Source organism: Synechococcus sp. KORDI-100 (assembly GCF_000737535.1).
GTDB lineage: Bacteria > Cyanobacteriota > Cyanobacteriia > PCC-6307 > Cyanobiaceae > Parasynechococcus.
This window is the reverse complement of record NZ_CP006269.1, coordinates 21992-47434: the sequence shown is the minus strand read 5'-3', so window position 1 is coordinate 47434 and position 25443 is coordinate 21992. Positions and strand designations below refer to the sequence as shown.

33 protein-coding genes and 1 pseudogene are annotated in these 25443 nt (G+C 55.9%); 11 read left to right on the top strand and 23 right to left on the bottom strand.

Going from position 1 to position 25443, the window contains the following annotated elements:
- Positions 1-48: 48 nt before the first annotated feature.
- Entirely contained in the window at positions 49-1311 is a 1263-nt protein-coding gene (locus tag KR100_RS14300) for a hypothetical protein (RefSeq protein ID WP_051847247.1), read from the top strand.
- 93 nt (positions 1312-1404) lie between these two features.
- On the opposite strand, the gene KR100_RS00280 is transcribed toward KR100_RS14300, so the two are convergent.
- The 10 genes from KR100_RS00280 to KR100_RS00235 all read right to left on the bottom strand — a co-directional run bounded on the left by KR100_RS00280 (position 1405) and on the right by KR100_RS00235 (position 10650).
- Positions 1405-2235, bottom strand: coding sequence for a hypothetical protein (locus KR100_RS00280; RefSeq protein ID WP_038542222.1), 831 nt, complete (start codon positions 2233-2235; stop codon positions 1405-1407).
- Between the two features lie 243 nt (positions 2236-2478).
- Positions 2479-2778 (bottom strand): DUF3303 domain-containing protein, encoded by a 300-nt coding sequence (locus tag KR100_RS00275; RefSeq protein WP_038542219.1) that lies wholly within the window; start codon positions 2776-2778, stop codon positions 2479-2481.
- 115 nt (positions 2779-2893) lie between these two features.
- A complete protein-coding gene (locus KR100_RS00270) occupies positions 2894-3223 on the bottom strand; it encodes a hypothetical protein (protein WP_038542216.1) in 330 nt (109 codons plus the stop codon).
- A 34-nt stretch (positions 3224-3257) separates the two neighbouring features.
- Complete coding sequence (locus tag KR100_RS00265) at positions 3258-4685, bottom strand: phage terminase large subunit (protein WP_038542213.1); 1428 nt, start codon at positions 4683-4685, stop codon at positions 3258-3260.
- Entirely contained in the window at positions 4685-5380 is a 696-nt protein-coding gene (locus tag KR100_RS00260; protein WP_038542209.1) for a hypothetical protein, read from the bottom strand. The genes KR100_RS00265 and KR100_RS00260 overlap by 1 nt, the downstream gene beginning before the upstream one ends.
- A gap of 286 nt (positions 5381-5666) precedes the next feature.
- On the bottom strand, positions 5667-8303 hold the full coding sequence (locus tag KR100_RS00255; protein WP_038542206.1) for a hypothetical protein: 2637 nt from the start codon (positions 8301-8303) through the stop codon (positions 5667-5669).
- Positions 8303-9196, bottom strand: a complete 894-nt coding sequence (locus KR100_RS00250) for an ATP-binding domain-containing protein (RefSeq protein WP_162176445.1) — start codon at positions 9194-9196, stop codon at positions 8303-8305. Before KR100_RS00250 ends, KR100_RS00255 begins: the two co-directional genes overlap by 1 nt.
- Entirely contained in the window at positions 9196-9882 is a 687-nt protein-coding gene (locus tag KR100_RS00245) for an AAA family ATPase (RefSeq protein ID WP_071839785.1), read from the bottom strand. Before KR100_RS00245 ends, KR100_RS00250 begins: the two co-directional genes overlap by 1 nt.
- 110 nt (positions 9883-9992) lie before the next feature.
- Positions 9993-10193 carry a hypothetical protein gene (locus KR100_RS00240; RefSeq protein WP_038542197.1) on the bottom strand — a complete coding sequence of 67 codons (201 nt, stop codon included), beginning with the start codon at positions 10191-10193 and terminating at the stop codon, positions 9993-9995.
- Positions 10194-10344: 151 nt separating this feature from the next.
- Positions 10345-10650, bottom strand: a complete 306-nt coding sequence (locus KR100_RS00235; protein WP_038542194.1) for a hypothetical protein — start codon at positions 10648-10650, stop codon at positions 10345-10347.
- A 265-nt stretch (positions 10651-10915) separates the two neighbouring features.
- Here KR100_RS00235 and KR100_RS00230 point away from each other — a divergent pair, with 265 nt between their 5' ends.
- The 3 genes from KR100_RS00230 (at position 10916) to KR100_RS00220 (ending at position 13230) form a co-directional block, all read left to right on the top strand.
- The gene (locus KR100_RS00230) at positions 10916-11869 is read left to right on the top strand and encodes a DUF2116 family Zn-ribbon domain-containing protein (protein WP_038542191.1); all 954 of its coding nucleotides are present in this window, start codon (positions 10916-10918) and stop codon (positions 11867-11869) included.
- A gap of 99 nt (positions 11870-11968) precedes the next feature.
- A complete protein-coding gene (locus KR100_RS00225) occupies positions 11969-12304 on the top strand; it encodes a hypothetical protein (RefSeq protein ID WP_156097828.1) in 336 nt (111 codons plus the stop codon).
- Positions 12305-12540: 236 nt separating this feature from the next.
- Positions 12541-13230 (top strand): hypothetical protein, encoded by a 690-nt coding sequence (locus tag KR100_RS00220; RefSeq protein WP_038542185.1) that lies wholly within the window; start codon positions 12541-12543, stop codon positions 13228-13230.
- Between the two features lie 675 nt (positions 13231-13905).
- Here the strand turns inward: KR100_RS00220 and KR100_RS00210 are convergent.
- A complete protein-coding gene (locus tag KR100_RS00210) occupies positions 13906-14157 on the bottom strand; it encodes a hypothetical protein (RefSeq protein WP_038542180.1) in 252 nt (83 codons plus the stop codon).
- A 118-nt stretch (positions 14158-14275) separates the two neighbouring features.
- On the opposite strand from KR100_RS00210, the gene KR100_RS00205 reads away from it, so the two are divergent.
- Complete coding sequence (locus tag KR100_RS00205; RefSeq protein ID WP_038542177.1) at positions 14276-14809, top strand: hypothetical protein; 534 nt, start codon at positions 14276-14278, stop codon at positions 14807-14809.
- 3 nt (positions 14810-14812) lie between these two features.
- Positions 14813-15442 (top strand): hypothetical protein, encoded by a 630-nt coding sequence (locus KR100_RS00200; RefSeq protein WP_038542175.1) that lies wholly within the window; start codon positions 14813-14815, stop codon positions 15440-15442.
- A gap of 384 nt (positions 15443-15826) precedes the next feature.
- On the opposite strand, the pseudogene KR100_RS00195 reads toward KR100_RS00200, so the two are convergent.
- Positions 15827-16033: pseudogene (locus KR100_RS00195) on the bottom strand (Nif11-like leader peptide family RiPP precursor); the annotation flags it as partial.
- Positions 16034-16248: 215 nt separating this feature from the next.
- Here KR100_RS00195 and KR100_RS16270 point away from each other — a divergent pair.
- The gene (locus KR100_RS16270; RefSeq protein WP_038542172.1) at positions 16249-16449 is read left to right on the top strand and encodes a hypothetical protein; all 201 of its coding nucleotides are present in this window, start codon (positions 16249-16251) and stop codon (positions 16447-16449) included.
- Between the two features lie 930 nt (positions 16450-17379).
- Here KR100_RS16270 and KR100_RS00180 read toward each other — a convergent pair.
- Both KR100_RS00180 and KR100_RS00175 read right to left on the bottom strand, forming a co-directional pair.
- Positions 17380-17556 (bottom strand): PCP reductase family protein, encoded by a 177-nt coding sequence (locus KR100_RS00180; RefSeq protein ID WP_369793808.1) that lies wholly within the window; start codon positions 17554-17556, stop codon positions 17380-17382.
- The gene (locus KR100_RS00175; protein WP_038542166.1) at positions 17549-17818 is read right to left on the bottom strand and encodes a cupin domain-containing protein; all 270 of its coding nucleotides are present in this window, start codon (positions 17816-17818) and stop codon (positions 17549-17551) included. Before KR100_RS00175 ends, KR100_RS00180 begins: the two co-directional genes overlap by 8 nt.
- A gap of 339 nt (positions 17819-18157) precedes the next feature.
- Here KR100_RS00175 and KR100_RS15480 point away from each other — a divergent pair, with 339 nt between their 5' ends.
- The 3 genes from KR100_RS15480 to KR100_RS15475 all read left to right on the top strand — a co-directional run bounded on the left by KR100_RS15480 (position 18158) and on the right by KR100_RS15475 (position 19114).
- The gene (locus tag KR100_RS15480) at positions 18158-18343 is read left to right on the top strand and encodes a hypothetical protein (RefSeq protein ID WP_156097827.1); all 186 of its coding nucleotides are present in this window, start codon (positions 18158-18160) and stop codon (positions 18341-18343) included.
- A gap of 52 nt (positions 18344-18395) precedes the next feature.
- The gene (locus KR100_RS14595; protein ID WP_071839783.1) at positions 18396-18554 is read left to right on the top strand and encodes a metallothionein; all 159 of its coding nucleotides are present in this window, start codon (positions 18396-18398) and stop codon (positions 18552-18554) included.
- Between the two features lie 215 nt (positions 18555-18769).
- Positions 18770-19114, top strand: a complete 345-nt coding sequence (locus KR100_RS15475; RefSeq protein WP_156097826.1) for a hypothetical protein — start codon at positions 18770-18772, stop codon at positions 19112-19114.
- Between the two features lie 214 nt (positions 19115-19328).
- Here KR100_RS15475 and KR100_RS16865 read toward each other — a convergent pair whose 3' ends face one another.
- Positions 19329-19460, bottom strand: a complete 132-nt coding sequence (locus KR100_RS16865; RefSeq protein WP_255347485.1) for a hypothetical protein — start codon at positions 19458-19460, stop codon at positions 19329-19331.
- 191 nt (positions 19461-19651) lie between these two features.
- On the opposite strand from KR100_RS16865, the gene KR100_RS00160 reads away from it, so the two are divergent.
- On the top strand, positions 19652-19882 hold the full coding sequence (locus tag KR100_RS00160) for a hypothetical protein (protein WP_038542159.1): 231 nt from the start codon (positions 19652-19654) through the stop codon (positions 19880-19882).
- Positions 19883-19908: 26 nt separating this feature from the next.
- Here the strand turns inward: KR100_RS00160 and KR100_RS00155 are convergent, their stop codons facing one another.
- From KR100_RS00155 to KR100_RS00115, 8 genes are all read right to left on the bottom strand, one after another.
- Positions 19909-20109 (bottom strand): hypothetical protein, encoded by a 201-nt coding sequence (locus KR100_RS00155; RefSeq protein ID WP_038542156.1) that lies wholly within the window; start codon positions 20107-20109, stop codon positions 19909-19911.
- Positions 20110-20485: 376 nt separating this feature from the next.
- Complete coding sequence (locus KR100_RS00145; protein ID WP_038542150.1) at positions 20486-20722, bottom strand: chlorophyll a/b-binding protein; 237 nt, start codon at positions 20720-20722, stop codon at positions 20486-20488.
- 47 nt (positions 20723-20769) lie between these two features.
- On the bottom strand, positions 20770-20967 hold the full coding sequence (locus KR100_RS00140) for a hypothetical protein (RefSeq protein ID WP_038542148.1): 198 nt from the start codon (positions 20965-20967) through the stop codon (positions 20770-20772).
- 125 nt (positions 20968-21092) lie between these two features.
- Positions 21093-21833 (bottom strand): MBL fold metallo-hydrolase, encoded by a 741-nt coding sequence (locus KR100_RS00135; protein ID WP_038542146.1) that lies wholly within the window; start codon positions 21831-21833, stop codon positions 21093-21095.
- Positions 21830-22237 carry a Fur family transcriptional regulator gene (locus KR100_RS00130; RefSeq protein WP_038547468.1) on the bottom strand — a complete coding sequence of 136 codons (408 nt, stop codon included), beginning with the start codon at positions 22235-22237 and terminating at the stop codon, positions 21830-21832. Before KR100_RS00130 ends, KR100_RS00135 begins: the two co-directional genes overlap by 4 nt.
- A 5-nt stretch (positions 22238-22242) precedes the next feature.
- Positions 22243-24174, bottom strand: coding sequence for a 4Fe-4S binding protein (locus tag KR100_RS00125; RefSeq protein ID WP_051847583.1), 1932 nt, complete (start codon positions 24172-24174; stop codon positions 22243-22245).
- A gap of 37 nt (positions 24175-24211) precedes the next feature.
- A complete protein-coding gene (locus KR100_RS00120) occupies positions 24212-25126 on the bottom strand; it encodes an oxidoreductase (RefSeq protein ID WP_038542141.1) in 915 nt (304 codons plus the stop codon).
- A 6-nt stretch (positions 25127-25132) separates the two neighbouring features.
- A complete protein-coding gene (locus KR100_RS00115) occupies positions 25133-25390 on the bottom strand; it encodes a hypothetical protein (RefSeq protein WP_028953122.1) in 258 nt (85 codons plus the stop codon).
- Positions 25391-25443: the final 53 nt, after the last annotated feature.

Sequence of the window (25443 nt, the reverse complement as noted above, 5' to 3'; positions counted from 1 at the left end):
TGGCATATTGAGGTCACTGGAGATTGCAAGCAGCAACTCGCGGAAGCCATGGCAAAGGCAAAAACTTTCGATTTCGGCCCGGCCTTGAAGGCGTCGATCAAGGCCGCTGGCGTCCCTCGCGGCTGGTCGGTCAACAACCATCGGGGCTACGTTCACCTGAGGGTCCGAAAAGCCATCAATGGAAAGATGAGCTGCTGGTCGAAGAACCTCCCTGACCTCCAATGGGAGGTGGGCTGCATCGGGCCGGTGACCGAAATCGTCAGCGCTCTGCACAACGCTGTCAGCGGTGATCCACCGATCTCCCTTGATCAGGCTTGGGCTGACCTTTTTTCAATTGACGAGGAGGAACCTCAGCCAGGGGTGCCGACAGCAATCGGCGGAATCAACTGGAAGGCCATCGGCGCCGCTTACTACCGGGATCGCCAACAGAACGGCAAGCAGGTCAGCGACAAAACCATCCAGCTGGAGCGCACCTACTGCGATCAGGCCATCACGGTGCTGTTGGGCAAAAACGCACCCAGCAGTCCTTACAAGCTGATCGACACTGTCATCACCACCGGCGGTTGGACGGACAAACCCCGCGCCAGGCAGCAATGCGTTGGGGCCGTCAATCGCCTGCTCACTTATGGCGTTGCTCACGAAGGGCTGGACGCCGATTGGATCCTTCCCCAGCACCAGAAGGTCATGCTGGCGGGGAACGGCAAGGCCAAGGAACAACGCGAAATCGCGATCCTGAGCGACGTTCAGATCTTGGAACTGCTGGATTCAGTGCCTACTGACGAATGGCGCAACGCCTTGCTGGTGATGGCCGTCTACGGATTGAGGCCAGAAGAGCTGACGCACCTCATCTCCAAGGTGAACCCCACAACCCGAAAGCTCCAGCTCTGGTGCAGTTATCGGAAGGCAGCTGGGGGGCGCACCACCAAAACGGAAACCAAGCCGCGCTGGTTACAGGCGGTTCCCATAACCGGACCTGACGGGGACGTCCCTGCCAACGATCTCGCTGCAGCTCTGAACGCCAACCTGCTGCCGTTCCCGCCCTTGAAGGAACGAGGCCAAGCTGTTGCTCAGTATCTGGGTCGTCAGAAACTCTGGCGCAATTGGGCCGCGGCATTTGAAGAGCAGGGAAAGTGGCTGAGGCCATACAGCTTCAGGAACAGCTACAGCGTCAGGTCGCACCTGCGGGGTATCCCTGGAGCCTCAGTTGCGATGGCCATGGGCCACAGCGAGCTGACTCACAGCGCCTATTACGTCACGGCGACAACAGAGACAACGACTGAGGTTTACGAGCGGATTTTGGGAGCCAGCTGATATCCAGCACCCTCATGCGTTGAGGCGTGGTGGCTGGATTTGTCACGGTTGAACTGTGACGCGACAGCTGTTCCAGCCAGCGCATGAGCAGCTTCAGACCCGCCACTCAAGGGTGTTGTCCACCCAATGATCGTCGCGCCATTTCTGCAGTTGCTTGCTGTCGCTTTGCAGCCGATCAGCCTGCATCACAATCCGAGGCTTCAGCTCGTCCCGACGAGTGCGCGGTAGGGCGGCCACCATCTCCGCCAACAGCTCATCCCATCGAGTTCTGACGGCAGCTTGCATCGCCTCCCAGCGCTCAAGACGAAGGTAGGTGTCACGCTCATCAGCCTCGAAATCACGCTGGCTCAGATCACCTACACGGCGCTGGCGACGCAGCTCCAATTGCTCCTCCGCAATCTTTTCGATCTGGGTTTGGGCCTCTGACTCAAACCACTGCAGCCGTCCCAACTCCACAATCGGATCAGCCGTCAGGCAACGCCACAGTGAGGTTGCAAGCTCCTCGGCACTGGTGATGGCACTACGGGCACCGCGGCGGCGGAAGTCATAACTGCCGTCAACAGAACGGAAACGGATGCGAATGGAACCATCGCTCTGACGAGGCAGCTCGCACCACCAAGCCGAGCGCTGCTTCGCTCCAGCAGGGCGACCCGTGAATGCGGGCATGTCGTTCCAAGAGCGGAAATGCCAACGTGCCCAGCGCTCAACCAACAAAGGTGCAGACAGCTCGCCCAGCGCGATCAGGGTGCGAGTGCGTAGCCCAGTCAGGCGCTCGCCCAGCTCCACATCGACAGTGGCCCACCCAGTGTCCGTCTGCCGATGGGTGCGCCATTGCCAACGCTCATATTTTCGGCCGCGCGCCGTCTTGGAAACGCGGCGGAGGCTGCCTGGCTGACGGTGTCGGGTGGCGGTGGATCGGCCCATGACCCAATTCTAGGGCTGTTGTACCCCACGGAATTAGGTAAATCCATTCAAAAGCGCGCTGAGAGGGCTCCAGAAGACGCTCAGACAGGCGCTGATCCTGAAGCGTCCACCCATGCGCCTCAGGTTTGACGTTGCCAATCAGCCCTTCCAGGCACCATTCGGTCGTGATTCCGACTGATGAGCCTTTGGTGGAACGCCCAACGTGATCGACATCTGATCAACGGGATTTCCCGTTGAAACAGATCAGCTGCTCATGCTCTCTTCAAGCTCGACATACTCCTCATCGCTGAGACCAGGAGTGATCGTCGCGGTAACGCCGAGACCCTTTGTCCAGGGATAAGTATGTTTTTGCACTGCGGCCAGATTGTCGGCTTCCACAAGAAGCACGCCTCCACCAAGGTGAGGGTGGATCTGACGTGCCAACACCTTGAAGCCCGCGTACTCATCCATAGGCTTTCCGCCTTTGATGTAGTCGACGATCGCCTGCGTGTACTTCTCGTTGGTGGGATCTGGGGCGCACCAATGGATCATGAAGCGGGCCATCTGAAAGCGCTCAAGTTCCCTGCGACCTTCGCCTGAAACTCACTAAAGCGGTGTCGTGCTGATCACCCCAAGAGCGATGTCTCCTGTTACGGGATGAGACAGCTCTGGCCAACTCTCAGAGCGGCGCCCAGTAATCACACTCCTCACTCCCAGTCCGCCGCACTCGATCCAGCCCCGCTGCATTCCCCTGACTCCATACATGTGGCCCACCCTCAATCACCTCCACATCCCGGAGCCGTACGCCAATCAACAGCGTCAGTGACCCCCGCCGGATCGGACGCTGTGATCCCTCCAGCTCCACCGCAACACGACACCATTCGCCACGCACACTCCTCACCACACCGTCCAACCTGATCTGCAAACCCTCTAAATCCCGCACCTCAATAAGCGCAGCACTGTCCCGGCAGCTCAGCAACACACAGTCGCCTTCCCGCACAACACTCATTGGCAAATTGTCACGCCGGCGTGACTTTTCTGCATCAATAAATCCGGTGACCACGCCCTGCTCCAACTGGCCTCTGCACAAAGTTCACCGCATATCTCCACGTATCAATGCTGTGCGTGATCGCTGCTGGATCCAACAACTCTCGTTTCTTCGTATCCCGCGCCAACAGCGGCGTTAACTCCCAGAACGCCCTGCACCTCCGGCTCGCCTTCACCCACGGCTGGCTCTCATCACGATCACTCGCCCACAGCATCGTCCGCAACCTGGCCAGCCCCGCCTCCTCACTCATCCGCGCCTTGCCCGCTCGTCGAAACGGAATCCCGCCCTTCCGAAACTCATCGGCAATCGTCAGCGCATGACCCGTCCTGTTCCAACACGCATCGTCCGCAATCCACGTCAGATCCTGAGGCTCCAACCCCCACCTGCTGATCCACTCCTGCAAAATCTGCGCCTGCTGCAGGTTGCTGGCACCTAACCCCGCATTCCAATCCGGCTCTCCAGAACGGGTGCTCTTGCTCAAATAACACTCGTCAATTCCAAACAAGCTGCCCCGCGGCAACAACGGGTGATTGGTGATGAACAACGTCGCGCAGCTCGGTGCCGCAATCCCCCAGTCGAAGCTCACCAGCAGTCGGCTGCCTTGTGGAATTTGCGGCTGATCACCACCATTCAGCTCCAGCAGATTCCGCCGACGTGACATCGAATCGGCGAAGTAACTGCCGCTGATAACTCCTTCAAATGAGCCCTCCAGCCAGGCCCGCAGCAGCTCCGGGTCCCCACCCGCTGCAATCTCGATTTGACGCCGCGTCTGCTCAAAATCCAGATGTGGATTCGCCGCAATATTGCTCCCGATGTAAACCGTCGGGCTAGTCGTGTCCTCACAATGGAACCGCACCGCCACACCCGGCGCTGGAAAGCCCGCCGGCTGCACCCACCGCTGCTTGATCCAGGCATGACCCGCCTGGCCAGGGTTCGCCGTGAAAATGAATCTTGTCGGTGTTCCAGCAGGAGCCCGCAACGTGGCCCGCAGCTGATCGAGCATGTCGGGGTCGCTGTACTGCCCGCCTTCATCGGCCCAGATCGTCGTTCTCGAGCGGCCCTGTTGCCGCAGCATCGCCTGGGGGCGGGATGGATCCAGATAAGCCAGTTCAATCACACCACCGTTGGGCAGCCGCAGCGTCCAGTCCGATCTGTTGAAGCTCAGCGCCTGGCCATATGTCGCCGTCAACGTGCGGCCCAAGCTGGTGCTCAGCTCCTGCAGACCGGCATAGCTTCGCCGGACGATCAGGCAATTGAACCGCTCTTTAAGAACGGTGCTATCTCGAGCAACCACCAGCTCGCCGCCAAACGACTTGCCCGAACCACGGCCGCCGCAGGCCACTAAGTCGTGATCCAACGGCACCCGCTGCATGTCCGCTTGCATCGCGGTTGGCGTGATCGCCTGAGGAGCAGATGCGGTCATCAGGCCTGCCCTTCTGTCCCGCTTGTGGCTGGGCGCCCAGGATCGGATTCAGGCTCAGATTGCTTGTTAAGCAGCAACTCATCATTGGCATCACTGCCTTCTGAAGCAGGAATGACCGCATTGTCTCCAGTTGAGTCTCCACTTGGGGTCACATCGACCGTTTTCGTCTCCCATGCAGAAAGATCGGCCTGCGGGCTGAGGAACACCACGCTGGTGCTGATGTCTCCACCGGTGTTGCTCTTGTCGGGATCCATCAGCCCGAAGAACGAGGCCATCCTCACCAGCCCGCGAGAAGCCTCGGCCACCATCCGCGGATCGGCGTGCTTCGTTCGGCGATAACTGCGGTTGCCTTCGCCATCCAGCGATTCAACCAGAGTGCCGTTCAGAACTTGATCACGAACGGTCTGCATTGTCAGGTCGGTTAGCTCTTCAAACCAAGCTGCAACTTTCAACCTGACGCGATCTGAATCGAGCCCAAGTTTTTTTGAGATCTCTTCTCCGCGCTTGATGGAATGTTGAGCGCTTGAAAGAGTTCCAACGCCCAATTCTTCTTGAACAGCGCGATCGCTCAAACCCTGCAGGTGCAGGGCGAAAGCATTTAGATGCTGCTGAACTTTAAGAGCGTTACGTTGCCGACCTGGCAGCTCTTTAAGTTTCTCGTCGCTGATTTGACCGAGTAGTGACTGAATGCCCATGGCTCAATTATGGCGGTCAATTTGATGTCGCGAGTCAGACGCGACAGCGAGACAGGGTGGGTTGTCTCGCATTAGTTCTATGCAGGAGAGAAATAAATTTCTTGATTTCTGGCTTCTCAGATTCTTTTTTGTATATAGAAGTTTTAGAACACTCCAGATAACCCTGTCTCGCCTGGTCGTTTTGGCCTGCAGTGGATCTGGCCCTGTCTGAAAAAGCGCGGAGACATGACAATGCCCCTGCCTCGGGTGAAACAAGGGCATTGGGGGGGGGCAGGGGCAGCAGCCATCAACCAGTCTTCAGCCCCCATGTCTCAATCAGTTGATTGGCGTCGATGTCGAGTTTTGCCCTGACTCGGAACTTGCGAGAGGCAGTCTCGGCAGCAGTTTTCACCAGTGCATCGGTGGGGATGTTGACCTCTGCCGTAATGGCAGCAATGCCACCGTCTGACCTCATGGCAGACACCATTTCAAAGTCTTTGGGCCTCCCAAAGGAATGGTGGGGTTTGAGCAATCCAGGTCGGATGCTGTATCCCCAATCAACAGCGGAGAGCTTGGGGCGCTTGTTGTAGTCGAGGCCCAGGTCTGCACATTCTTGTTTGGTGGGCGACCGCCGTTGGCGATGGGTGGCGGGCATGACCTTTCTGATTTGATTGATCAGGTTGTGTTCTGTGTAGGAACGTGCCGCGAGGGAATGGCCAGTGGAGTCACACCATGCGTAAAACGCTTTGAGCAGCATGGGGCGATATTCAGTGGGGACCAACTGATCGGCAGGCACCAAGCATTCATCAATGAACAGGGAGACCGGATCGGTGCATGCCTGAAGCTCAAGGCGCTGATGCTGGAATTCCTGGTCATTGAGTGCCGCGACTGCAGCATCACGATCCATAGTGAGCGCCCAGCCGATGACTTGACCGCGGATGGTGTCGTGTTCGGCGGTAGTGCCGATTAGGTCATTTTTGAGTGATGGGTCAGGTTCACCTCTGCGGGGCAGCGTTCGCATGTAGCGAGCACGCTGGGACAGGCCCTGGGCGGAGTCCTTGCCAAGGTCGGGGACATCCACGCCAGCCATGACAAGGCGAATGTCATGAACGGGGTTGGTAGATGTCGACGACCGCATCCTTCGCGAGGTCAGACGGGTATGTGAGGCCAGTTGCAATGCCATGGACCAATCGCGATCACGGCCTGCATTGGGTTTGACCTCGGGGAAGGTGATGAGGCGTTTGCCTTGGACGAATTGCTGGATTTGGTCAGCACCGGCCAACTGGGAGGGATCTTTCATTGCCGAAGTGAATTCAGACGGCAGCAGCGATTCCGCCAGTTCCAACAGGATGCCCTTGCCGGAACGAGAGCCACCCAGGAAAAAGAACAACGACTCCCAAGGCATGGAGAGATCAAGAACCCAGCGAAGGAAAGCCCGCACCCTGTCGGTGGCATCGTTGCCGTAACAGGTGTCGATGACTCGCACGAGGGCGGCAGGGCAGGCCTGAGTCAGCTGTAGGTCAACGGCGAGGTGGTGTGTGGTGCCGTGATCTGGACTGAACGCCAGCAACTCCATGGTGCGGAGATCCAGGGTGCCGTTGGCGAAGGTGAGGAACCATTTGGATTCCTCGGGATTGCCTTGATGGCATTTTTCCGCCAGGGCGTGACAAGTGCTGGTGACATCAGAGTCATTGCCGAAGCGATATTCCTTGTGGGTGTCGCCTTCTTCGGTGAGCGTGGCTTTGTAGCAGCTTTCAACGATGGGACGCACCATGCGGCGGACATGGAAATCATCAAGGTGCCGCCAGTACCCAACGCCGGGGTCGTATTGATAAAGCACCGCATCGCCGTGGACCCGCCGGAGCAAGGGTTCTGATTGTTCGCGGACGATGTTGGAAACATGTACCGCGATGGGCTTTGCATCCCAAATGGCGTAAGGGTCTTCCGGTAGTGCTTCACCGGTGGCAACTGCCCGTTTGCGTTCCTCTTCGGCCTCTTCCCGTTGCCGCTTGACCTTATTGGCTGACCGTTGGTTGATCAGTTCATTGAGGGGTGTGGCCGGTGCTTTGACCGCAGCCCGCAGTTGATCCCGCAAGGCCAAGCGACAAGCCTTGTCGCCGGTGGCATCAGCGATGGCTTTGGCAAGGGTGGTGATCTGGGGGGTGTGATCAGGCCAACGGATGCCAAGTTCACCGGCCTCAGCAATGCAGCGTTCGAGGAACTGGATGGGATGCAATGCCCCAACGATCACCTTTTGAATTTCAACCTTGGGGTCTTGGTTGTTCTGTTGCCAGTAACGGATCCATTCCTCCATCCCCCACTTGCAGTCTTCAGGGATCTTCCCGTTTGTGTATAGATAATTCCCAAGGGGTGAACGGGGCAGGCAGGCGAGCTTGACGCCAACTGCGAGAGCACCGTCAAGCATTCCACCCAGCAGGCCGGTGAAGTGATGGAAAGGGCAATCGGCATCACCGATGTAGACATCACAGCCTGGGGGCAGCTTTGATCGCTTGAGGTGAGTTGGTGCTGTTGCAGCAGCACAATTCACGCCACCCAAATAGGTACAAGCCAGGGCATCGAACATGCCTTCGGTGATGATCCTTGTTTGGCCGTTGGGTGGAATCCAAGGCTGTGTGTTGTAGCCCTTGGGATGAACCTCAACGTCGCGAACGGCGTAAAGGTATTTCTTTGGCCGACCATCCTGCTTTGGGTCTGGCGGTGGGTTATCGAGCTTGAGGGAACGGCTGGTTTCGTTGAATTCCAGCAGCAGCCCATCACCTTCAACACCTCTGGCCGAAGGGAAAGGTTGAAGCAAGCTGTTGTGAATCTGAGTGTTGTCCACTGACCGCACCCAGCGGTTATCCCCGAACAACTGAAGGTGTTCTGTGTTGAATCCTCGCGCCCGAATTTTCTGATCGTGATGGGGGAGGAAGAACTGAGGCATCAGTCCACCTCCTGATCAGCGACGACGTGGAGGGTTTCGGCGGCACGGGTGATGCCGACATAGGCCAAGCGGTTGTGAATCGGTGCCGGATTGACGCTGAACCCGTCCACATCGGGATGGAGATAGACGTGCCGGTAGGTGCTGCCCTGGCTCTTGTGAACGGTCAGCGCCGCGGCGGGTTCCACCTGGCCGAAGGCATCCTTCCGTTGGAAGAACATGCGCCAGTACCGCTTGCGATCCCCGCGGTCCGTTGTGCTCTTCGCCAGTTGAGCAAGAGCATTGCGGCACTTCCGCCAGCGTGCTTGATCCTGTGAATCCAGCACGTTGAACTCCACGGTGCCGATGGCAGGGGCATGGGCTGCGATGGTCCAGAACGTCCACGGTGCAGCGACCTTTTCTCCTGCTTTGAACCTGCGGATGCCATGGCTGGCGATCGCCACCGGTTCCAGTTCATCGCCAGGCAGGTTGCCGCCATCGGAAACGACACTGCGGATCACCATTTCGGTGGTGCTGTGAACCAAAGGCGACCCACCGGCGGGGTCTGGAATTGCATCGTGAGAAATGATGCGTTCGCCCGGCATGAAGGGCTGGGCATGGATGCCATAGACCCGTTCCCGAACGATCCGGTTCAGGTTTTTGACGTTCGCATTCGTCCAGCAGAGGATGCGCGTGTGATCGGCATCGGCCTGAGCTTCAGGGCTGCACGCCGCTGTGATTGCCGCAGCCTTCCATCTGGCGAGGGTTGGATAGGTGACGACCTTTGAGCCACCACCTTCGGCGGGCTGGAATGGAGCCCGTCCACGGGTTAGCTGGCGGGTCGCGGTGGCCAGGCTGAGGATGGCGCCGTCATGCCGAAGGACTTCGGTAAGGCGATAGGTGCGATCTGTTGGCATCAGCGGCATTCCTCGGGGAATGCCCCGCAAAGCCGGCCATCCGACACCGGTGGGATTTGCTCGCTGTCACCCACGAAGATGACGGTCTGCCGGGGGCAGAGGGCGTCCATCAGCAGCTCGTAAAGCCGCTGTTCCAACATTGATGTCTCATCGCAAATGACGACCTGCACGCCTGCATCCAGCGCTGGCGGGTTGTTCTTGTCGGGGGCGAAGTATTCCTCGCCGCTGTCCTCATCCCGGACCTGACGGACACCAAGCAACCGGTGGACGGTTGCGACCTCTGTGACGACGCCATGAGATGCCATGGCCCGCTCAACTTGTCGTGAAGCCTTGTGAGTGGTGCCGCACATGCGGACGGCATCAGGGCCGTAGGTCTCCTGCAGCAGCTGGGTGATCTTGGCGGTGAGGAAGGTTTTGCCGACCCCAGCGAATCCCCAGATCCCAACGGTGTGAACGTCGGTGGATGCCACATCCACCATCACTTGATCGAGGATCGATTGCTGCGCTTCGGTCAGGGTGACCGGCGGTTGGGTGGCCTCTCTGGTGAAGGCATCGGCGGCCTCCTGCAGGGTCTGCTGCTGGATGTGTTCCAGCAGGGTGGCGTCATGTTGGTGCTGCCGAAGTTCGGCTGTTGACGACGATCTGGCGCCGCCAAGGGCAGAGCCCTTAGATTTAAATCGCTTCATGCTTTGTCCTTCGGGACGAATCACTTGTTCGGCGGTCGGGCATGTGAGAGGCGAGGGATCCAGCCGGTGCTTTTCCGGGCGTGGCTGGATCCCCCTGTGCCTTCAAAACATCACCAGTTCATGCATTTCTCGTAATCGAGAGCCTTCTCGTCAATCAAAGTGCGCATCACTTCTGAAATGGATCGGGCGCCGATATCAGCCCGATATTGATTGAGAAATTCTTTCGTGCCTGGGCGCGCTGAGAATGCGATTGTTTCAACCACTAGCTTCCCAGGCTTCTCTTGAGATGTCTGCAGGGTTGATGATGTCATCGGAAAACTTTTAGAGCGATTCTTTTCACGTTAACGAGGTGAAATAGATCCGGAAAAATGTGATTCCTCATCAGGGCGCCCTAGGGTGGCCTCGAACCGAAATTTACCGGAAATTTTTATCAATCAGATGCCGACCGATTAGCCCCTTCAATCATTGATCGTCCTCCATCTCGCGGCGGGCAGTTTCAGCAGCACGATCCTGCAACGATTCAAATGCCAGGCACATCGTTGCGGCCTTCCATGCGCGGAGTGTCTTCGCCAGATCCCAGCGAATCGGCGCGTACGGCGACGGCGACACGCGCACAAAATGGACTCCTGCCTGAAAAATTTTTTGAGAATCACAAACAGGATTGGAGCCGTCGCGGTAGTCCTCACGCCGGCGATGGAGTGTTTTCGGATCTGAAAATCCGAGCGCGGCAAGCACCTGACGCGTTGTTGCCGTGAAGCCGTAATCCATATTGGTTCGGATTGTGATTGACCCCGAAGCTGATTATATTGAATCTAAACAGAGAGGGCGCCCAATGCAATCTAAGCCGTGTAAATTGCCCGTATTAGCTATACCGGAACTAGCTAGTCTGGTCGCAAAATTGATATCGAAGGGGATTCCGAGCCGAGCGGGAGCCGCGGTTCCGGGCAGGCAAAATCCCTCTAGACGTGTCACAGTATGAGTGTGACAAGAGGGCGGCAACCTCCTGCCACGGAACCACAGAGATCTGACCTCGATGGCTCAAATTCAATTATCGGCAGAAGAAGCTCGTCAGCTCTGCATGGCGCTCTACAGCTGGGGCGGCATGCTCGACGAGCTGAAAGGCAAAGACCTCAAAGCTGAAGCCAGGCTCACTTGCAACGCCCAGCAGGCCTTTGCCCTGGCTCAAAAAATTGAGGCGCTGTCGTTCGACACCCGCGCTTGTGTGGTGTGCGGCACCAGCTTCGAGCTGGCCAACCCTCGAAAGCAGACCTGCAGCGATCGTTGTCGGCAGCAGCTGTCACGGAAGAAACGTGACGAGCGGGCATGGGAGGCATCAGCTCGTCGTCAGGAGCTCGAGAACAGCCGCAAGCTTGTTTTCAAAAACACGGGGGGAACACCGACAGAGGCTCAGCGTCGGAAGCAGCAGAGGGAACTAGCTGCAGAACACGCCCGTCATATGCGTGAACGTGCGGCAGTAGGTCCGAGACGGATCGGAGAGCTCCATCAAGTGTCACAGACCGACCGTGACATCCCACCATCGGAGCCAAAGCCTCCGACCCCTAGTGCGGCTCCCAAGCCTTCAGTCCAGAAGGAAACAGAAGCCCCAACACCCAGCAACGATGTCGCTGAGAATCGCAAAAAGTTAGCTAAGAGAGCCACCCCAGCCATACTTAAAAAGTTAGAAAAATCGTTCAATAGCGAAGCTTTTTCGTGGCGGGGAGCCAAGAATCAGCCTCCTTTCTATGATCCGCAAATCTATTTAATGGACACTGTAGAAGACTTTGGGATCAAGCGTCGAAAAAAATTGACAAAAGCTTTCTGGAAAGAGCTACACAAACTTGTCCCTGAAGCAGTGGACTTTGAGCCACCTGAGTGGAGTGAAAGCAGGCGTTGTCTCTACTGGGGCTTTGTACTCAGACTTGGAAACGATGAAGAAATACAAAACAACAAAGATTACAGAAATAGCCTTAAGGATTTTCCAAGTTGAATCAGCTCACCCTTGCAGGGGAGTGATCAGCAAGCAAGATCCCCCAAACGGGTGATGTGATCTGAAGGCAGCTCGGCGATGGTGAATGTGTCCGAGGGGATGACCCTCACACTCACCAACTTTCAAATGAAACTCTTCACTTCAATCGCTGCAGCAGCTGCTGTGATCGGTACATCATTTATTGCTGCTAATCCTGCTGAGGCAAGGAATGGATGGATGCATTATGGAACTCATTACGACAACTCATCAAGCTATGTGAAAGTTTTAAGCAGAAATGGGGCCTATGCAAATGTCCTTGCTAGGAATAGCAAAGGTGGTGATTTTTATATGACCTTAGATTGTTCCGGATGGAGGTGGGCATTTAAAGGGGAGAAATTCCAGGATGTTATGCCTGGATCATATGGCGAAAATTTACAAGAGTTGGTATGCCAATAATTTATTATCGGGAAGCCTGATGCCTATTGGCTGAAAGTTATACAAAACCCTCAAGGGAAAGACATGGCGGTTTGATTGTGGCCGATCGATCTCCCGACAAAACCTCACACACATACTTCCCCGCTCGCAAGGCGGGGTTTTTGATGCGCTGATCAACCGTCAACAGCGAAAGCGTCACTGTCTTCAGGATTGATCACTGGAACTCAGCTAGAAAGGCTCACTCCGCATTGATCGTCATGGCATACCACGACCATCACGGTCATGACCACGATCATGATCACGGTGAGGAGGTGCTGGAGTTCTCAGCCAAGAAACCCAGCAAGCTCAAAAGCTTTGATGCTGATGCCCTGATCCATGTCGATGGCGTCGAGGACGGATCCTTCGCGGTTGCTTCCAGCAAGAAGGAACTCAAGGCATTGATGAAGTCTGATGCGGATGTGGTCTACGACGCCAAGAAAGGCAAGCTGTATCTGAATGCCAACGGTGAGGAGAAGGGCTGGGGCAAGAAGAAGGTGGGTGGATTGATCGCCCGGTTTAAAGGCAAGCCTGAACTAAGTGCTGAGCAGTTTGAGGGGATGGAGGCATTTGATGCTGTTACGGGCGACCATGATCACGAGCACGGTCATGATCACGAGCACGGTGGTGACACCAAAGAGCAGATTGCTGCCTATCGAGAAACACTGACGGATTCAGAGCAAGCTGATCTGTTGGTTGACTTCACACTGGAGCCCAAGAAAGCACTCAAGCGTGTGATCAAGGATGGCAAGAAAGAAGGTTATGTTTTTGATCGCGACGAACTCGCAGAAGAGTTGGACGAGATGAATAAAGGCGGAGCATTTGATGATATTGAATTAGATTCTGTAGCGATGCAATCGTTGTTCTCCCAAGGTGGGCAGACAGAAGGGGGACAGATCTACCATAGCTGATGTCCTTGTGAAGACAGCTGATGTCCTTTAAGATAAACCCCTAACAACCTAACCACCCAAGGCCCTTGCAGCAGGGGGGTTTTATTTCTTTAATCTGGCCAATAATCCCCCAAATCAGCTTTCAATACTGTCTTAATTCACACTTAGCCCCGTCAGCAATGGCGGGGCTTTTGTCTTGCCAGAATGGAATAGCGAGTTCAAATCAATGCCTTCAGCCGACAGACGCCCGAGATTCAATGTTGGTAATGATTGGGATTCGAGTGTTGGTCCAATCCGTTCCAATCAGCTGAAAGATCATCACAGCCCAAGCTTCAACGCTGATCCATCGACGATTGAGTCGGATGGGCCGGGATATGTCAGCCCACTTGACGGCGCAGTTGTGATTGACGTTCCAGAGCGACCTGCAATCAAAGAGCCGTCATTTGCACCGCAGCCAGAACGCACTGAGCCGTGGACACAATCGTGGGGCACATTCGCAACCCGCAATCAGCAGCTGGCTAAGGAAGCTTGACAGCATCAATTTTGCAAAGCTTCCCGTCAACACTTTTGAAATACAGCGCTGGACTGTCACCGGTCACGATCAATAATTCTCCTAGCTGGAGTTGATCGGGATCAGGCGGTGAGGTCTGATTTCTTAGTTTGAGAATGGTCGTCATAACGGCTTAGAGCCTCAACTCAGTTGTATTTGAAGGAACGACGGCAAAGAAGGTTTTCCGGTTGCTCAAGATGGAATGTCACCCACTGATTGCGTGCGGCACTGAAGATCAAAATTCCATATCCATTCAGGAGCAGCAGATCACCTTCATCAGATGGATAGGCCTGATCACAGCGCTGCCGCAAAATGCTGCCATCAATGAGGGTGATCACACAGGTCAGCAGTCCTGTTGATAGGGCCAGATCAGCCTCAGCTGCAACTTCAGGTGTCAAGGATTGCCGCTGCTGAAGCCACTCATTGCGGCCTTGAATTGTCGTGGCAAATGATTTTGTATTTTGCAACGGAAGGCATCCGTCAGACTTGTTTAAAGGTAGCTCTCACCTGAAATTCATGGACAAAAATGTCGCCTTTGCCAAGGCTCGCGCGTTCCTTTTAGAGAAAGGTTTTGCAAATGACGTTGTGCCGCGCAGTGCAACAAAACTGGTCACGTTCTTGCAGCAATCGGTCAGTGCAAATCAACATCTTGCAGCCGTTCATCCTGAGCTTCTGGAGGCGCTTGGACTCGAAGCGATGGATCGTGATCTGCCCGATCCGTTGATCGCGCTGCAGGCCGGAGAACGTCCAACTGAGGCGATTGGCCGGCAGCTGATGGATCTCCAGATCGGCGATGACGCTCTGGTTGAGCTGGCGCCTCACCTTGAACGACAGATTCGCCTTGCCGTGGAGCGTGAACGACTCCGGATGAGGCATTCCTTTGAGGATGAGCTCAATGCCTTGAGGGGCCGGAATCAGGAAGCCAACGCTCAGCTGCGCGCTCAGATCAAGTCAGCTGGCAATCCTGTTCTGATGGCGACGGTTGAGGCTCGTAAGGCCAGAGAGCGCCGGTTGATTCGTGAGGACCGGGCTGCAAGGCAACGCGGCTGATCGATGACCGATTCCATTGCTGATGACGTGGCTGTAGGGAGAGCCATCACGGGTCCAGGTCCAAACCGGGATGCCTGCAGCCACACCCAAACCATTTCTCCCAGACGCCAGGCGTTGATGCAGCAGGTGCCGCGGTTTGTAGAGATGCTGACCACAAGAGTCCGAGGCCCGTCCGCGAGAGCCGCCAATCGCAACCAGCTCAGAGCCATCGTGTTGGACATTGCAGAGCAACGTGGTCTCGACGACGTTGAGGAATGGTTGTTCCAGCTTGAGCTGGGCAACGTCTCTGATCACCGGCTGCCTGACAGTTCCAAGGGTGAAATTGCCAAAGACCTCAGCGTTCTGATCAATGCCCTGCATAGCGAGAGGTGGGGTCAACCAATCACGGAGATATCAGCGGCAGAACTCAGATACGAGCAAGAGCAGCGACGGAAGGCCTGGAAATCTCGGCTTTCAGCGCTTGGTGAGCGAGAACGACAACAGCGCGCTGAGCTCAGGATGCGTGATGCGCTGATTGCAGAGCAACGTCGTCGATCAGCCCGCAGGACCGTTCCTGCTCCTGTTTTGACCCCACTGGAACAACGGATGGAGAAAGCGTTTGAACGTCTGCTGGATCAGGGGTTGGAGAGCTGATCAAACTGCCTTAAGCCAGGTCTTCAAAACTGGAGACACTCAGCCTCGATGTCTCCAGAAACGTCCCTTTCCGGGATACCCCAGGGCGCCCTCTGGATTCAAAAGCCCTGTCATAGCCTCAAAAACCTTTGCAATAACTGGCGTTTCGCTTGCCTTACAAGCAGGCTGTCCACAGTTCGATCCTGTGATCGCCCACTTCACTCCACGACTGATGTCTTCAGTTGTCTTACGCAGTTTCAAGGATCACTGAGGTGTCATCCCGTGAACCTTGACGTCGCTTGATTGGTCTGCTCTCTGCCCCCCTGACTCCACCGGCAGCCAAGAGAAGACCAGTCCGAGACCCCGCACCAAATCCCGGCGCTTGACAAAATCCACAATCGCAAATCACCAGGACAAACTTGAACATGCGCAGCCAGCCACGCCATCCAACTGTTCATCATTGATTTCAGTCTGAACTTTCTGCAGCTCATTAGCAGAAATGATGAATTCTGCTTCCTTTGCAATGTCCACAATGGCACCAGGGTCGCTGACCCCTTGCAGTTTTTGTTGACATGCAGGGTCTGACTGTATGGCTTCCCAGAACGCTTTGAGTTGTTCCTCTGACCTGAATGGAGGATGTCTGCAATGTTGAGAGCGATATCAGTTTTCAGGTGATGTGTTCAGTTGATGTTCCGTGAGGCACAGAGAACCTGCAACGCATGAACCTTTTCGCCCAATCGTGTATCACCGATATCAATTTCAGAAGGATATAACTTGATACGGAACCGTACACTGCCGATATCTATATTTATTAAAGTTGTTCATCAATGATGCAGGTTTCTGTTTCTCAAGGTCATGACGGTCAGGACCACGATCAGTCATGGAACGATCGAGACGATTTCCATTTTGAGGAGGCTGTTTTTGATTTGCGAAGCACAAAATGGCTTCACAATAGGCTTGAGCTGTTAGAGGATGTTGGCAGGCAGAACGATGCGATTGCGTTGGAAAATGAATTTGTCCTGGAGTAAAGCTTCTCCTATTGATGTCGCAAACATTTCTTTTCTTGTCTGCGCTGCTGATTTTTATTCTGTATTTCGCAGCATTTTGAAGTCAGGAGATCAGTCCCTCAAGGTCTGTTCTGTCCCTTGCTGATGAGGCTTGACCATCAAAACCCCTGTTTTGTATTTTTATGGTTCGAAAGCCGATATTTTGGCAATTCAATGCTCGTCTTTGTGCTTTTGATCTGACAACAGATTCGTCATTTGGATCTACTTAAGACTAGGTTTTCGAGCCAGGCTCTTACGCTCAGCACAAGTTTTCTGCCTGGCTTTGTTGATGGCTAATACCTTCGTTTGTTCTATCTTTGCTCCCTGTTTGTATGGGAAATATTCTTTTTGTTGTATGAAATTGTCGATAATTGGGCTGCTCGGAGCCATTGTCTCGGTATCAGTGTACCCCGAAACAGGTCCGCCTTTGAAGGAGTGGAAAGTCGTCATGGAGATGGCTGAACGGCAGCACCGGGCTGGAAATCATGTTTATGCCTGTCGTCATGCAACAAATCTGGCCCATTTTATAAATCAGGAAAAATTTTAATTGCAACAACGTCAGGCGCCTTCTCAGATGATGAATGATCTGACACGACTTGAAATGGACTGGAAGACGTATGTGGGGAAGTATTGTTCATATCAGTCACCAACAAATCGTTCAAATCTTCGGCCCATGATTAATCGGCTTTGAACAGACTGTTGTGGAAGAGGGTCTTACGGTTGTAACCAACTTTCGCTCTCATGGCGGATGACTTATTTAAGCCTGCTTTGGTGATCTTTGGTTCCTCAAAAGTGCTGGAAAGAGATATCTCTGTTCTTTCGGCGAGTTGACTTGGGTGTCCGGTTGTATCCATTCGGCTCAAGGTCTGATTTCGATTTCTTCAAGATCATTGGTTGTGATTGGTTTTGCTGTTATTGAGGCGCCATACGTTTTTTGGCTGCGTGATAAAAGGAGAGATCGATGTTCGTCAAGCCTTCCTCGGCAGCCATCGCCTCGATTCTTTTTTTAACAGCACCTCGTACGAAAAACGGTACATCTTTTTTGAGGGCTGTTTGTGCTTCTACCTGCCAATCCATCGGTTTAACCAAATTGATAATGCTTACGCACAGCTTGCTTCACGTGCCAGATGCAAGACATGCCTTTGGGGAATTCAACAAGGTCTCCAGCCGAAAAGTCCACGGGTTCCCCTCCTTCGGGAGTGACCGTCACGCTCCCTTCGAGAATCAGGCAAGTTTCCTTGTCCTCATAGGTCCAGGGGAATGTACTTGCTTCGCAACTCCAGATCGGCCATTGCTGGATTCCCAGCTCCTCAATCACGTTTGACGGGCAATCTTTTGTGATTTTGACCATTCCTGGATTGTCAATATGTGTTTCTAAATAAATTCTATCAGCGATTGAAATGGATGGACCGTCCTGCTGCTGTATCTGACTGCTGTCTGATGGTTTAGGAAAAAATTCTGTACATTTCATTCATGAATTTTGGTTAGTGGAAGGTTTTGTACATGTATACGGCGTCTTAAAGAGTGTTGTTCAGGAGTCTCCGATCCCAGGACAATGTATCGACTGGGATTGAAACGTGCAGTGCAGCCTTATTAACGAGACATACGTTGTGAGCACGGGTCGAGAGCATCGTTGCCGACGAGGACTGTCATCAATTGATTCGCTTAGGCGCATCATTCATGTCCTGCGTTGTCTGCCGTCGAGCCATGGTGTGTTGTGAAGGGTCACATCGACGGATGTCCCTTCATTCCGATGGCTGATCCAGGTCGTCGGGCGCTTGGGATGCATCTGACTCCCTCACTGCTGGGGAGTCAGTCCAGCGTTGGTCGTTGCATTGCCCTTGATGGTCCATCTGAATCTCCCTCGAATGGGTGAGTGCATCTGGCTGGATTCAGTTTTAGAAAGGGGTTAGATCAATGTTTTGACCATGCTGACGACGCCATTGGATTGTGCTTGTGAGCCCTGTGGCTGCCAGATTTCTTCGCAGACATCCGTGGAGAAAGATGGAAAAACCTATTGTTCTCAGGCCTGTGCTGATGGACACGCACAGCAGGATCCGTGCTGTAGCAGCTGCGAATGCTGCTGATCAGGCAACGCAACTGGCTTGGTTCAGGATTCAAACCAGATTGCGTTGACAGCACTCGGGTCAACCCAGAGGAGGAGCCTGAGTGTCTTCAGAGGTCTTCAACCATTGTCATCGACGATCCATCGACCGTCTCTGGACACGTTGTTGTCGCCCAATCTCAGGATGCGCTGAACCTGTTGTTCAACGACTGCCTTTGAGTTCATCAAGTGGACTGGATGACCTTGTCTCCGTTCATTGCCCTGTGTGGATTTCTTGAGTTCAAAGCCATTGTCCCCAGATCTTTAGGCAAGTTGGGTTCTCATACTGGGGAAAATTGGATGTTGTCACTGCGTATTAAAGGCGTCCTTGCTATTGTTTCTATTGGCTGGCTTGTGATTCCGGCGTCTGCTCAAACGAACGAGATGCTTTTCAAGGAGCGTTTGATCAGCCTGCCTGTTTATGAGCTCTTGAACAGTCGTGGTGTCACGACCCCAGAGCAACGGGCTCAAGTGATCGCAGAAGCCTGTCGAGCCGGCTTGCTCGGCCCTGAAGATTGTGTGCAGCACAGGCGATCTGAATGAACGGCAGCGTTACGGTGTCATCCATTCAAGCCACAGCAATGCCACCAGGGACACTCCGGCAATCGACATGGCCAGCCATTGATCCTTCAGAACACGGGTCATCTGCTTGCAGCCGTTGCACCAATGAACCGCAGCTTCGTTGTAAGAGCCAGTCTGGTTGATGTCTCCTGAAGGTTCTGTTGTGATCGATCAGGTGGTCATCTCTTATCAGCGATCAATGGGCATTGATCATCTCGAAGTCAAATCCCATGACTTGCGTCAGATACAGATAGCCGCCCCAGGCAAGGATGTTCAATCCAATGGCCCAGGCATAGATCGTTCCGCGAGTGCTTTTGTTTGGATCCATCAGCTGTCAGTGGTGTGTTGTTCTGAGTCTCTTTGAGATCGCTGGGGCTGTTCAGTCTGTCGTTTCAACTGCTGCAGCAAGTGTTTAAAGTATTTTGTTCATAGCGTGTTGTGATTTTGAAAAAATATCTACTTTTCAGTTTGTTTGTCTTGCCAATCATGGCTGTTGATTGTCCGGCAGAGGCGAGGACGATGAGCCGTTGGGTCGATATCAGTTGTGATCAGGGTGTCTGTGAGTCGGTCAAGCTTGTCTCTCCTGTTTTTTTTCTGCATCGATCGTCCGAAGGCGATCTCTGGACGGTTGAGGCGGATTGTGAACGGGGACGAACCAGGGCGATTTACGACGATGGCACCAAAGCTCGATGGTTGGTTGTGCCTCCCGGATCAGTCGGTGAAGCCATGCTTGAGCAGGTTTGTCGCTGAATTGTCAGGCTGAAAGGTCGCAGGAATCAGATTTGCTCAGGGGTCCAGGGATAGCGATCGAGGGCGTGATTGTTGATTTCAACGGTGTAATTGAACATCGACATCTCCTGGGCTCCGCCCAACACGCGATATTCGATCGCGGCTGAGGCCCCGGTTGTTCTCAGGGTCCTTCTCAGATAGCAGGCGTCGTCGAGGCCGATGACGTCGAGTTCGTAATGCCGTTCCATTGGCTCAACGTACGCCGCTTGTCAAAACCGTGCCGCGCTGAGGTCTGTTCTGATGCTGATCGTTCCTGATTTGAAAGGGAATGAACACATCGCCCTTGGGACTTGAATGTCCGGCTTGCGGGCGATGAAGCCAACGTTCGCCCGAGTGAGGATGAACGCATCGATGAAGGGCCGAAGGGAGCGCTGGATCGTCCTGTTCGACCCATGGTCGATTGCAGGGTCTCGACTCGAGTGTTGGAGGCGCCCTGTCACAGGCTGGCTGATGTGAATCCCCAGGTTGTCTGAACATTGGATCGGTGTTGACCCAATTTATGGGGCTTCACTGCCGTTGAATCGAGGGAAGTCTGCCTCCGTTCAACGGCTTTTATGCAGTCATTCAGAAGCAGAACGGCAAGAACTGGGTCCGACAGGCTGCATAGCCATCCACAAGTGCGCCGAGACCGATCTGATGGGCAATGCCGGCGCCTGTGAGCCCCTCGGTGATGATGCCGATGACGATTCCGAGCATGGCGGCACGTCCGTTGAATCGCTCAGCCCGTTTGAGCTGTTCGAGATGGATATCACGGGCTGCGGCGGATTGGAACCACTGATCGCTGGCTTGGTTGGACTGCATCGTAATGGCTCAATTGAAACGAAATGTAACGCAGTCTTGACGTTTCGTCACGGAGCAATTTTCAGGTACCGGCTCGTGGCGAAGCGAAGGCCGGAGGTTGGCTCGATGCAGCTCTCGTGGTTTAAGGCTGCTTCGGTGCCGCAGGCGGGGATTTTTTGCTCTTGAGCGATTTGGAGCCCGAGCAAGCCGGTGGGAAGGGCTGTCGAGCAGAACACGGCGAAGACAGCCAGGCGTTGGATCGGCATCAGAACCTTGATTGGGTTGAATCAAGCGTTGCTCCAGTGCTTCGTCGCCGTACTGATGCTGATCAACCGCACCTGTGATCTCTCTCACACCGCCGTTTGAGGGCAGCGGAATGGTTGTCACCCTGTCACCCCGGCCTGAGCTCGTATCGCTCCCCTGGCTGAGAGTCGATGCAGCGGGTCTGGGCCGGTAGCTGTTCGGCGGTCGCCGCGAAGGACCCCTGCATCTGCAACATCCGACTCAGGGCTCCTTCAAAGCGCACATCTCCTCCGGATGTGCTGGCCAGAACGGTTGTCGGCTGGAAGCGATCCACCAGCTGCGGCACCACTGTGCACCCTTTCACAAAAGCTCCAGCCATCGGCAGGCCGAGATCGACCATCGGTGTGATCACAGCGTCCAGTCGCTGCTTGGGCAGAGAAGGGTCCAGGAAACCATGGGGTTCGAGGTACAGGCTGCCGGCGCTGTGCTCCAGCAGGTAGCCGTTCTCCGTGGCCGGCACAGGGGCACCGGCGGTGGCTCGAATCGACAGTCCCCCGTGCGTGAGCGATTCTCCTGGCTGCAGGCATGAAACTGTCTGAAAGCCGAGCCGTTGCACCACCCGAGCTGCTGATGCGGACCCCACAACCGGCAGGTCTCTGGGAAGCATCGCGAGTGTCTTGGGGTGGCTGTGATCGGCAAGCCCCTGGGTGAGGAGCAGCAGATCCAGATCGTCGGGCGCTTCCCGTTCCTCGCCGAGCTCGCCGCGCAGCAGCCATGCGCCAGGTGGGAAGCTGAGATCTCCTTTCAGCCACGGGTCAACCAAGACTCGCAGTCCGTCGAAATCGAGCAACCAGCCGTTGGCTCCGAGATACGTGGCGGCCAGAGTCATGAAGGGGTTTGTTGCCGCTCTCGGCAACTGCTGCACAGACCAAAGAATTCAAGCGTGTGAAACAGCAAATCGAAGTCGCCGCGAGCATGTTGCGGCACGTCAAGGTCATGGATCGGGCACTGATCCAGAGACTGGGTCTTGCCGCAGTCGACGCAGGTGAGGTGGTGGCGATCCCGTTCCACAGGTGCGTACAACGCTTCGCCATTGGGAAGGTGGCGGCAGCGCACCAGCCCCCGTTGCTGGAGTTGGCGCAGGTTGCGGTAGACCGTTGCCAGGCCCATGGCTCCTGGTCCATCAGCCAGGTTGCGATGCAGCTGTTGACCGCTCATCTCATCATCGCTGGCCTGCAGGGCATCCAGCAGTTGTTTCTGGCGCGTATTCACCCGGAGTGAGGAATCGTTCATCACGATCAGAGGGACACCAGCCAACGACCGGCAAGACTCATCAGCAGCAGCACCATCGTGCCAGTCAACCAACGCAATCGGTTCAGATCCACAAGCCGTCGCAGCAGCACGGCCGCTCCGATCCAGCCGATTCCCATCACGACCGTCTGACAGAAAGCGATCACATGCTGGTCCGCCTGCCATTTGGGCCAACCTGCCGGAAGCACAGTGCCTGCCTCCAGCATCCCCAGCGGCAGATGTCGTGCCAGCAGCACGGCCCATAGGAGGGGCAAGCAGGCATACAACCAACGTCGAGGAAGCCAGAGTCCTATGCCAGCTGGGATGGCCAGGGCAAAGGCGGCGATGCTCAGCCTGGGCAGCAGTGGTCCTTCATGCAGCGATGTCGGGGCCAGTGGCAGCCAGCCCAGCAACCGTTGCCACTGATGCAGGCAGAACCCCCCCCCCGCCAGAACCAGAATCAGGCCTCGCTCTCCATCGGGGGCATCCATCCTGCGTTGGAGATCTGCAGCCGGTGGTCGCAGCCTCAGCTGCACCGATCGGTTCGGACAGGCCTGGGTGCAGGTCATGCAGAGCACGCAGTTGCGGTTATCGCTCATGTGGGCGGGATGGGTGCCCAGGGGACAGCCTTCGGTGGCCAGCCCCTCGCCGTCGGCAGGGCCGCCCTTGAAGCAGGCATAGCTGCTGCAGCTGCCGCTGCAGGTGCCGACTTCGGCGCGCAGTTCAAGGATTGAGAGTTTGGCGAACAGTCCTTTCATCCCTCCGACGGGACAGAGGTAACGGCACCAGAACCGTTTTTCAAAAACCGTTGAGCCGATCACCGCCCCTGCTGTGATCAGCAACAGCAGACAGCTGCTCAGCCAGGCGGTGTTCTCGAGGTTCCAGACCTCTTCCCACAGGAGAATCGCGGCGAACCCGGCGGCCAGAGCAGGAGCCCCCCAGCGATCCACATCCCCATGGGGCCAGCTCTTCTTGCGCCATGGGGTCAGCCGTTGAGCGATCTGCCCCCAGACCATGAAAGGGCAAATGGCGCACCAGAGTCGACCCACCAGCGGGTAGCTCAGCAGGATCAAAGGCCACCACCAGGCCCAGAACAGGGTCAGCACCGGATTCGCTGCGCGGTCCTGGGGGCCAAGCCAGAGCACCAGGTTCACAGCCACGAACAGCCAGCTCACCAGGCTGAACAGAAGCGCGTTCCAAAGCGTCGGTGCGCGCATCCAGTCCCGCAACCTCGGTTTCCAGCGCCACACGTCAAAACGAGCTCGCCGTGTTTTCTCCGCGGTCCAGAAGACCTCCTCAGGGAGCAGCGGAGGGAGTTCGCCCTGGCTTTGCTGACGCGCCTGACGCAGGGCGCGATCCACCATCGCTTCGAGTTCGCGCAGGTTGTTGGCGAACTCATGGTTCTGAAGCCGTCGCACCGCGCTGTCCGGCAGGTTCGGTGGCTGATTCCAGCCCAGTTCGCTGCACTTCAGACGAAGGTAATAGCGAAGCCAGTCCCCAAGATCAGAGCGGCGCACGCGCAGGGGTGGAACCCGGATCAGCGAGGTGATGCCATCAAGATCGGGTTGGCTGGCTTCGCTGGTGAACAGCATCCGGCCCTGGAACGACTGGACGTCACCCCGCGCCATCGCGATCAGTTTCTGGCGCAGGGGTGGATCGATCTGGTCGAATCCATTGATCAGGACAGTGCTGTCCCCCAAGTCAGACAGCAGCGACATGCCCTGGCCCTGAAGATCCTGGTGGCTGAAGCGCAACAACAGTTGTCGGCGCCGATCCGAGCCGTAGTGGATCAGAGCAGCCAGGTTGTCTTTGCCCAGCCCTGGTTCTCCGCTGATCAGCACCGGCCGATGCGCCGCATCGTCAGCGGTCTCGCGAATGGCGCTGCGAAGGCGCCGGGCATAGCGGCTGTTTCCGACGACACCGCGCCGGACTCGCCCCATCACATAGGGCCCAAGCTTCAGGAGCTGCTGGTTCGCTTCAGTCAATGCCGCTTCCGGCCTGGATGAGTTCTTCGCTCACGCTCCAGAGGCGCTGGCGCTGCTGGGGATCGCGCGCAGCTGGTGCCACACGGCAGCGGGTGGGATAGCCCCGCAGACCACCCAGCTGATCCGGTCCGAAGTGTTCACCACCTGCGACGGAACTCGCTGTTGCGGCATGCAATTGCGGCAGCGCCCCCATGGAGGCGCTTTGCAGCAGTGGATCAAACAGTTTCACAGCCAGATGCTCGAGCTGGTTGCTCTCGGCGGTGAGATTGCTGCGTTGCAGATTGGTCCGAGCCATTCCGGGGTGGGCGGCCAATGAACTGATTCCACTGCCGGATCGCTTCAGGCGGGCATCCAGCTCGAGGGCAAACATCACGTTGGCCAGTTTGCTCTGGCTGTAGGCGCCGAAACGGTCGTACCGTTCCTGCCAGGCCAGGTCATGCCAGCGGATGCGTCCGAAGTACTGAGCACCGGATGTCACCGTCACCACTCTGGCGTCCCGCTTCAGCAGGGGTAGAAGCGCTTGCGTGAGTGCCATGTGGCCGAGGTGATTCACCGCGAACTGGAGCTCATGACCCTGTCGACTGCGTTGGTACGGGGGCGCCATCACGCCAGCGTTGTTGATCAGGAGATCGAGCTGGCCGTAACGCTGCTGAACCGTTTCAGCTGCCGACACCACGGCATCGAGATCAGCGAGGTCGAGATCGATCAGGTCGAGTCCCGTCAGACCTTCCTCCAGAAGCTCACTGCGTGCTTTTTCGGCCTTGCTTCGCGAGCGACACGCCATCAAGACGGTCGCTCCCCTGGCGGCTAAGGCACGGACGGTCTCAAACCCCAGGCCGATGTTGGCCCCAGTGACCAAGGCGATGCGGCCTTCCTGGGAGGGGATGTCAGCAGAGGTCCAGCCCATGAAGGATCACTCTTCCGGGAAAAGCAGTTCGGCCAGTTCGTCCGCGTCGACGTCGTAGACCCGCGCAAGACTGGTTTCAATGGCGCTGGTCACTTCTCCGGGCAGGAAGCGCATCGAGTTCAGCGCATCCTCAGCAATGTCATCGTTGAGCAGCTTTTCTTCGCTGCCGAGTTTTTCGTCGTTGATCACCGCCATCACCCAGCTTTGGTAGGCGTAGACCAGATCGGAAAACTCCAGTTCCGGGTCGTTGAGGTCTAGGGCCATGGTGGATATAGCCAGTCGATCCAGTCTGACCTGTTGCAGGAGAGGATGACAGC

Bases quoted from the DNA above. Each gene is read 5' to 3' on its own strand.
- KR100_RS14300 (WP_051847247.1), top strand. From the start codon at position 49: ATGGCAAAGGCAAAAACTTTCGATTTCGGCCCGGCCTTGAAGGCGTCG.
- KR100_RS00280 (WP_038542222.1), bottom strand. From the start codon at position 2,235: ATGGGCCGATCCACCGCCACCCGACACCGTCAGCCAGGCAGCCTCCGC.
- KR100_RS00275 (WP_038542219.1), bottom strand. From the start codon at position 2,778: ATGGCCCGCTTCATGATCCATTGGTGCGCCCCAGATCCCACCAACGAG.
- KR100_RS00270 (WP_038542216.1), bottom strand. From the start codon at position 3,223: ATGAGTGTTGTGCGGGAAGGCGACTGTGTGTTGCTGAGCTGCCGGGAC.
- KR100_RS00265 (WP_038542213.1), bottom strand. From the start codon at position 4,685: ATGACCGCATCTGCTCCTCAGGCGATCACGCCAACCGCGATGCAAGCG.
- KR100_RS00260 (WP_038542209.1), bottom strand. From the start codon at position 5,380: ATGGGCATTCAGTCACTACTCGGTCAAATCAGCGACGAGAAACTTAAA.
- KR100_RS00255 (WP_038542206.1), bottom strand. From the start codon at position 8,303: ATGCCTCAGTTCTTCCTCCCCCATCACGATCAGAAAATTCGGGCGCGA.
- KR100_RS00250 (WP_162176445.1), bottom strand. From the start codon at position 9,196: ATGCCAACAGATCGCACCTATCGCCTTACCGAAGTCCTTCGGCATGAC.
- KR100_RS00245 (WP_071839785.1), bottom strand. From the start codon at position 9,882: ATGAAGCGATTTAAATCTAAGGGCTCTGCCCTTGGCGGCGCCAGATCG.
- KR100_RS00240 (WP_038542197.1), bottom strand. From the start codon at position 10,193: ATGACATCATCAACCCTGCAGACATCTCAAGAGAAGCCTGGGAAGCTA.
- KR100_RS00235 (WP_038542194.1), bottom strand. From the start codon at position 10,650: ATGGATTACGGCTTCACGGCAACAACGCGTCAGGTGCTTGCCGCGCTC.
- KR100_RS00230 (WP_038542191.1), top strand. From the start codon at position 10,916: ATGGCTCAAATTCAATTATCGGCAGAAGAAGCTCGTCAGCTCTGCATG.
- KR100_RS00225 (WP_156097828.1), top strand. From the start codon at position 11,969: ATGACCCTCACACTCACCAACTTTCAAATGAAACTCTTCACTTCAATC.
- KR100_RS00220 (WP_038542185.1), top strand. From the start codon at position 12,541: ATGGCATACCACGACCATCACGGTCATGACCACGATCATGATCACGGT.
- KR100_RS00205 (WP_038542177.1), top strand. From the start codon at position 14,276: ATGGACAAAAATGTCGCCTTTGCCAAGGCTCGCGCGTTCCTTTTAGAG.
- KR100_RS00200 (WP_038542175.1), top strand. From the start codon at position 14,813: ATGACCGATTCCATTGCTGATGACGTGGCTGTAGGGAGAGCCATCACG.
- KR100_RS16270 (WP_038542172.1), top strand. From the start codon at position 16,249: ATGATGCAGGTTTCTGTTTCTCAAGGTCATGACGGTCAGGACCACGAT.
- KR100_RS00175 (WP_038542166.1), bottom strand. From the start codon at position 17,818: ATGGTCAAAATCACAAAAGATTGCCCGTCAAACGTGATTGAGGAGCTG.
- KR100_RS14595 (WP_071839783.1), top strand. From the start codon at position 18,396: ATGCTGACGACGCCATTGGATTGTGCTTGTGAGCCCTGTGGCTGCCAG.
- KR100_RS15475 (WP_156097826.1), top strand. From the start codon at position 18,770: ATGACCTTGTCTCCGTTCATTGCCCTGTGTGGATTTCTTGAGTTCAAA.
- KR100_RS16865 (WP_255347485.1), bottom strand. From the start codon at position 19,460: ATGGATCCAAACAAAAGCACTCGCGGAACGATCTATGCCTGGGCCATT.
- KR100_RS00160 (WP_038542159.1), top strand. From the start codon at position 19,652: ATGAGCCGTTGGGTCGATATCAGTTGTGATCAGGGTGTCTGTGAGTCG.
- KR100_RS00155 (WP_038542156.1), bottom strand. From the start codon at position 20,109: ATGGAACGGCATTACGAACTCGACGTCATCGGCCTCGACGACGCCTGC.
- KR100_RS00145 (WP_038542150.1), bottom strand. From the start codon at position 20,722: ATGCAGTCCAACCAAGCCAGCGATCAGTGGTTCCAATCCGCCGCAGCC.
- KR100_RS00140 (WP_038542148.1), bottom strand. From the start codon at position 20,967: ATGCCGATCCAACGCCTGGCTGTCTTCGCCGTGTTCTGCTCGACAGCC.
- KR100_RS00135 (WP_038542146.1), bottom strand. From the start codon at position 21,833: ATGACTCTGGCCGCCACGTATCTCGGAGCCAACGGCTGGTTGCTCGAT.
- KR100_RS00130 (WP_038547468.1), bottom strand. From the start codon at position 22,237: ATGAACGATTCCTCACTCCGGGTGAATACGCGCCAGAAACAACTGCTG.
- KR100_RS00125 (WP_051847583.1), bottom strand. From the start codon at position 24,174: ATGGGGCGAGTCCGGCGCGGTGTCGTCGGAAACAGCCGCTATGCCCGG.
- KR100_RS00120 (WP_038542141.1), bottom strand. From the start codon at position 25,126: ATGGGCTGGACCTCTGCTGACATCCCCTCCCAGGAAGGCCGCATCGCC.
- KR100_RS00115 (WP_028953122.1), bottom strand. From the start codon at position 25,390: ATGGCCCTAGACCTCAACGACCCGGAACTGGAGTTTTCCGATCTGGTC.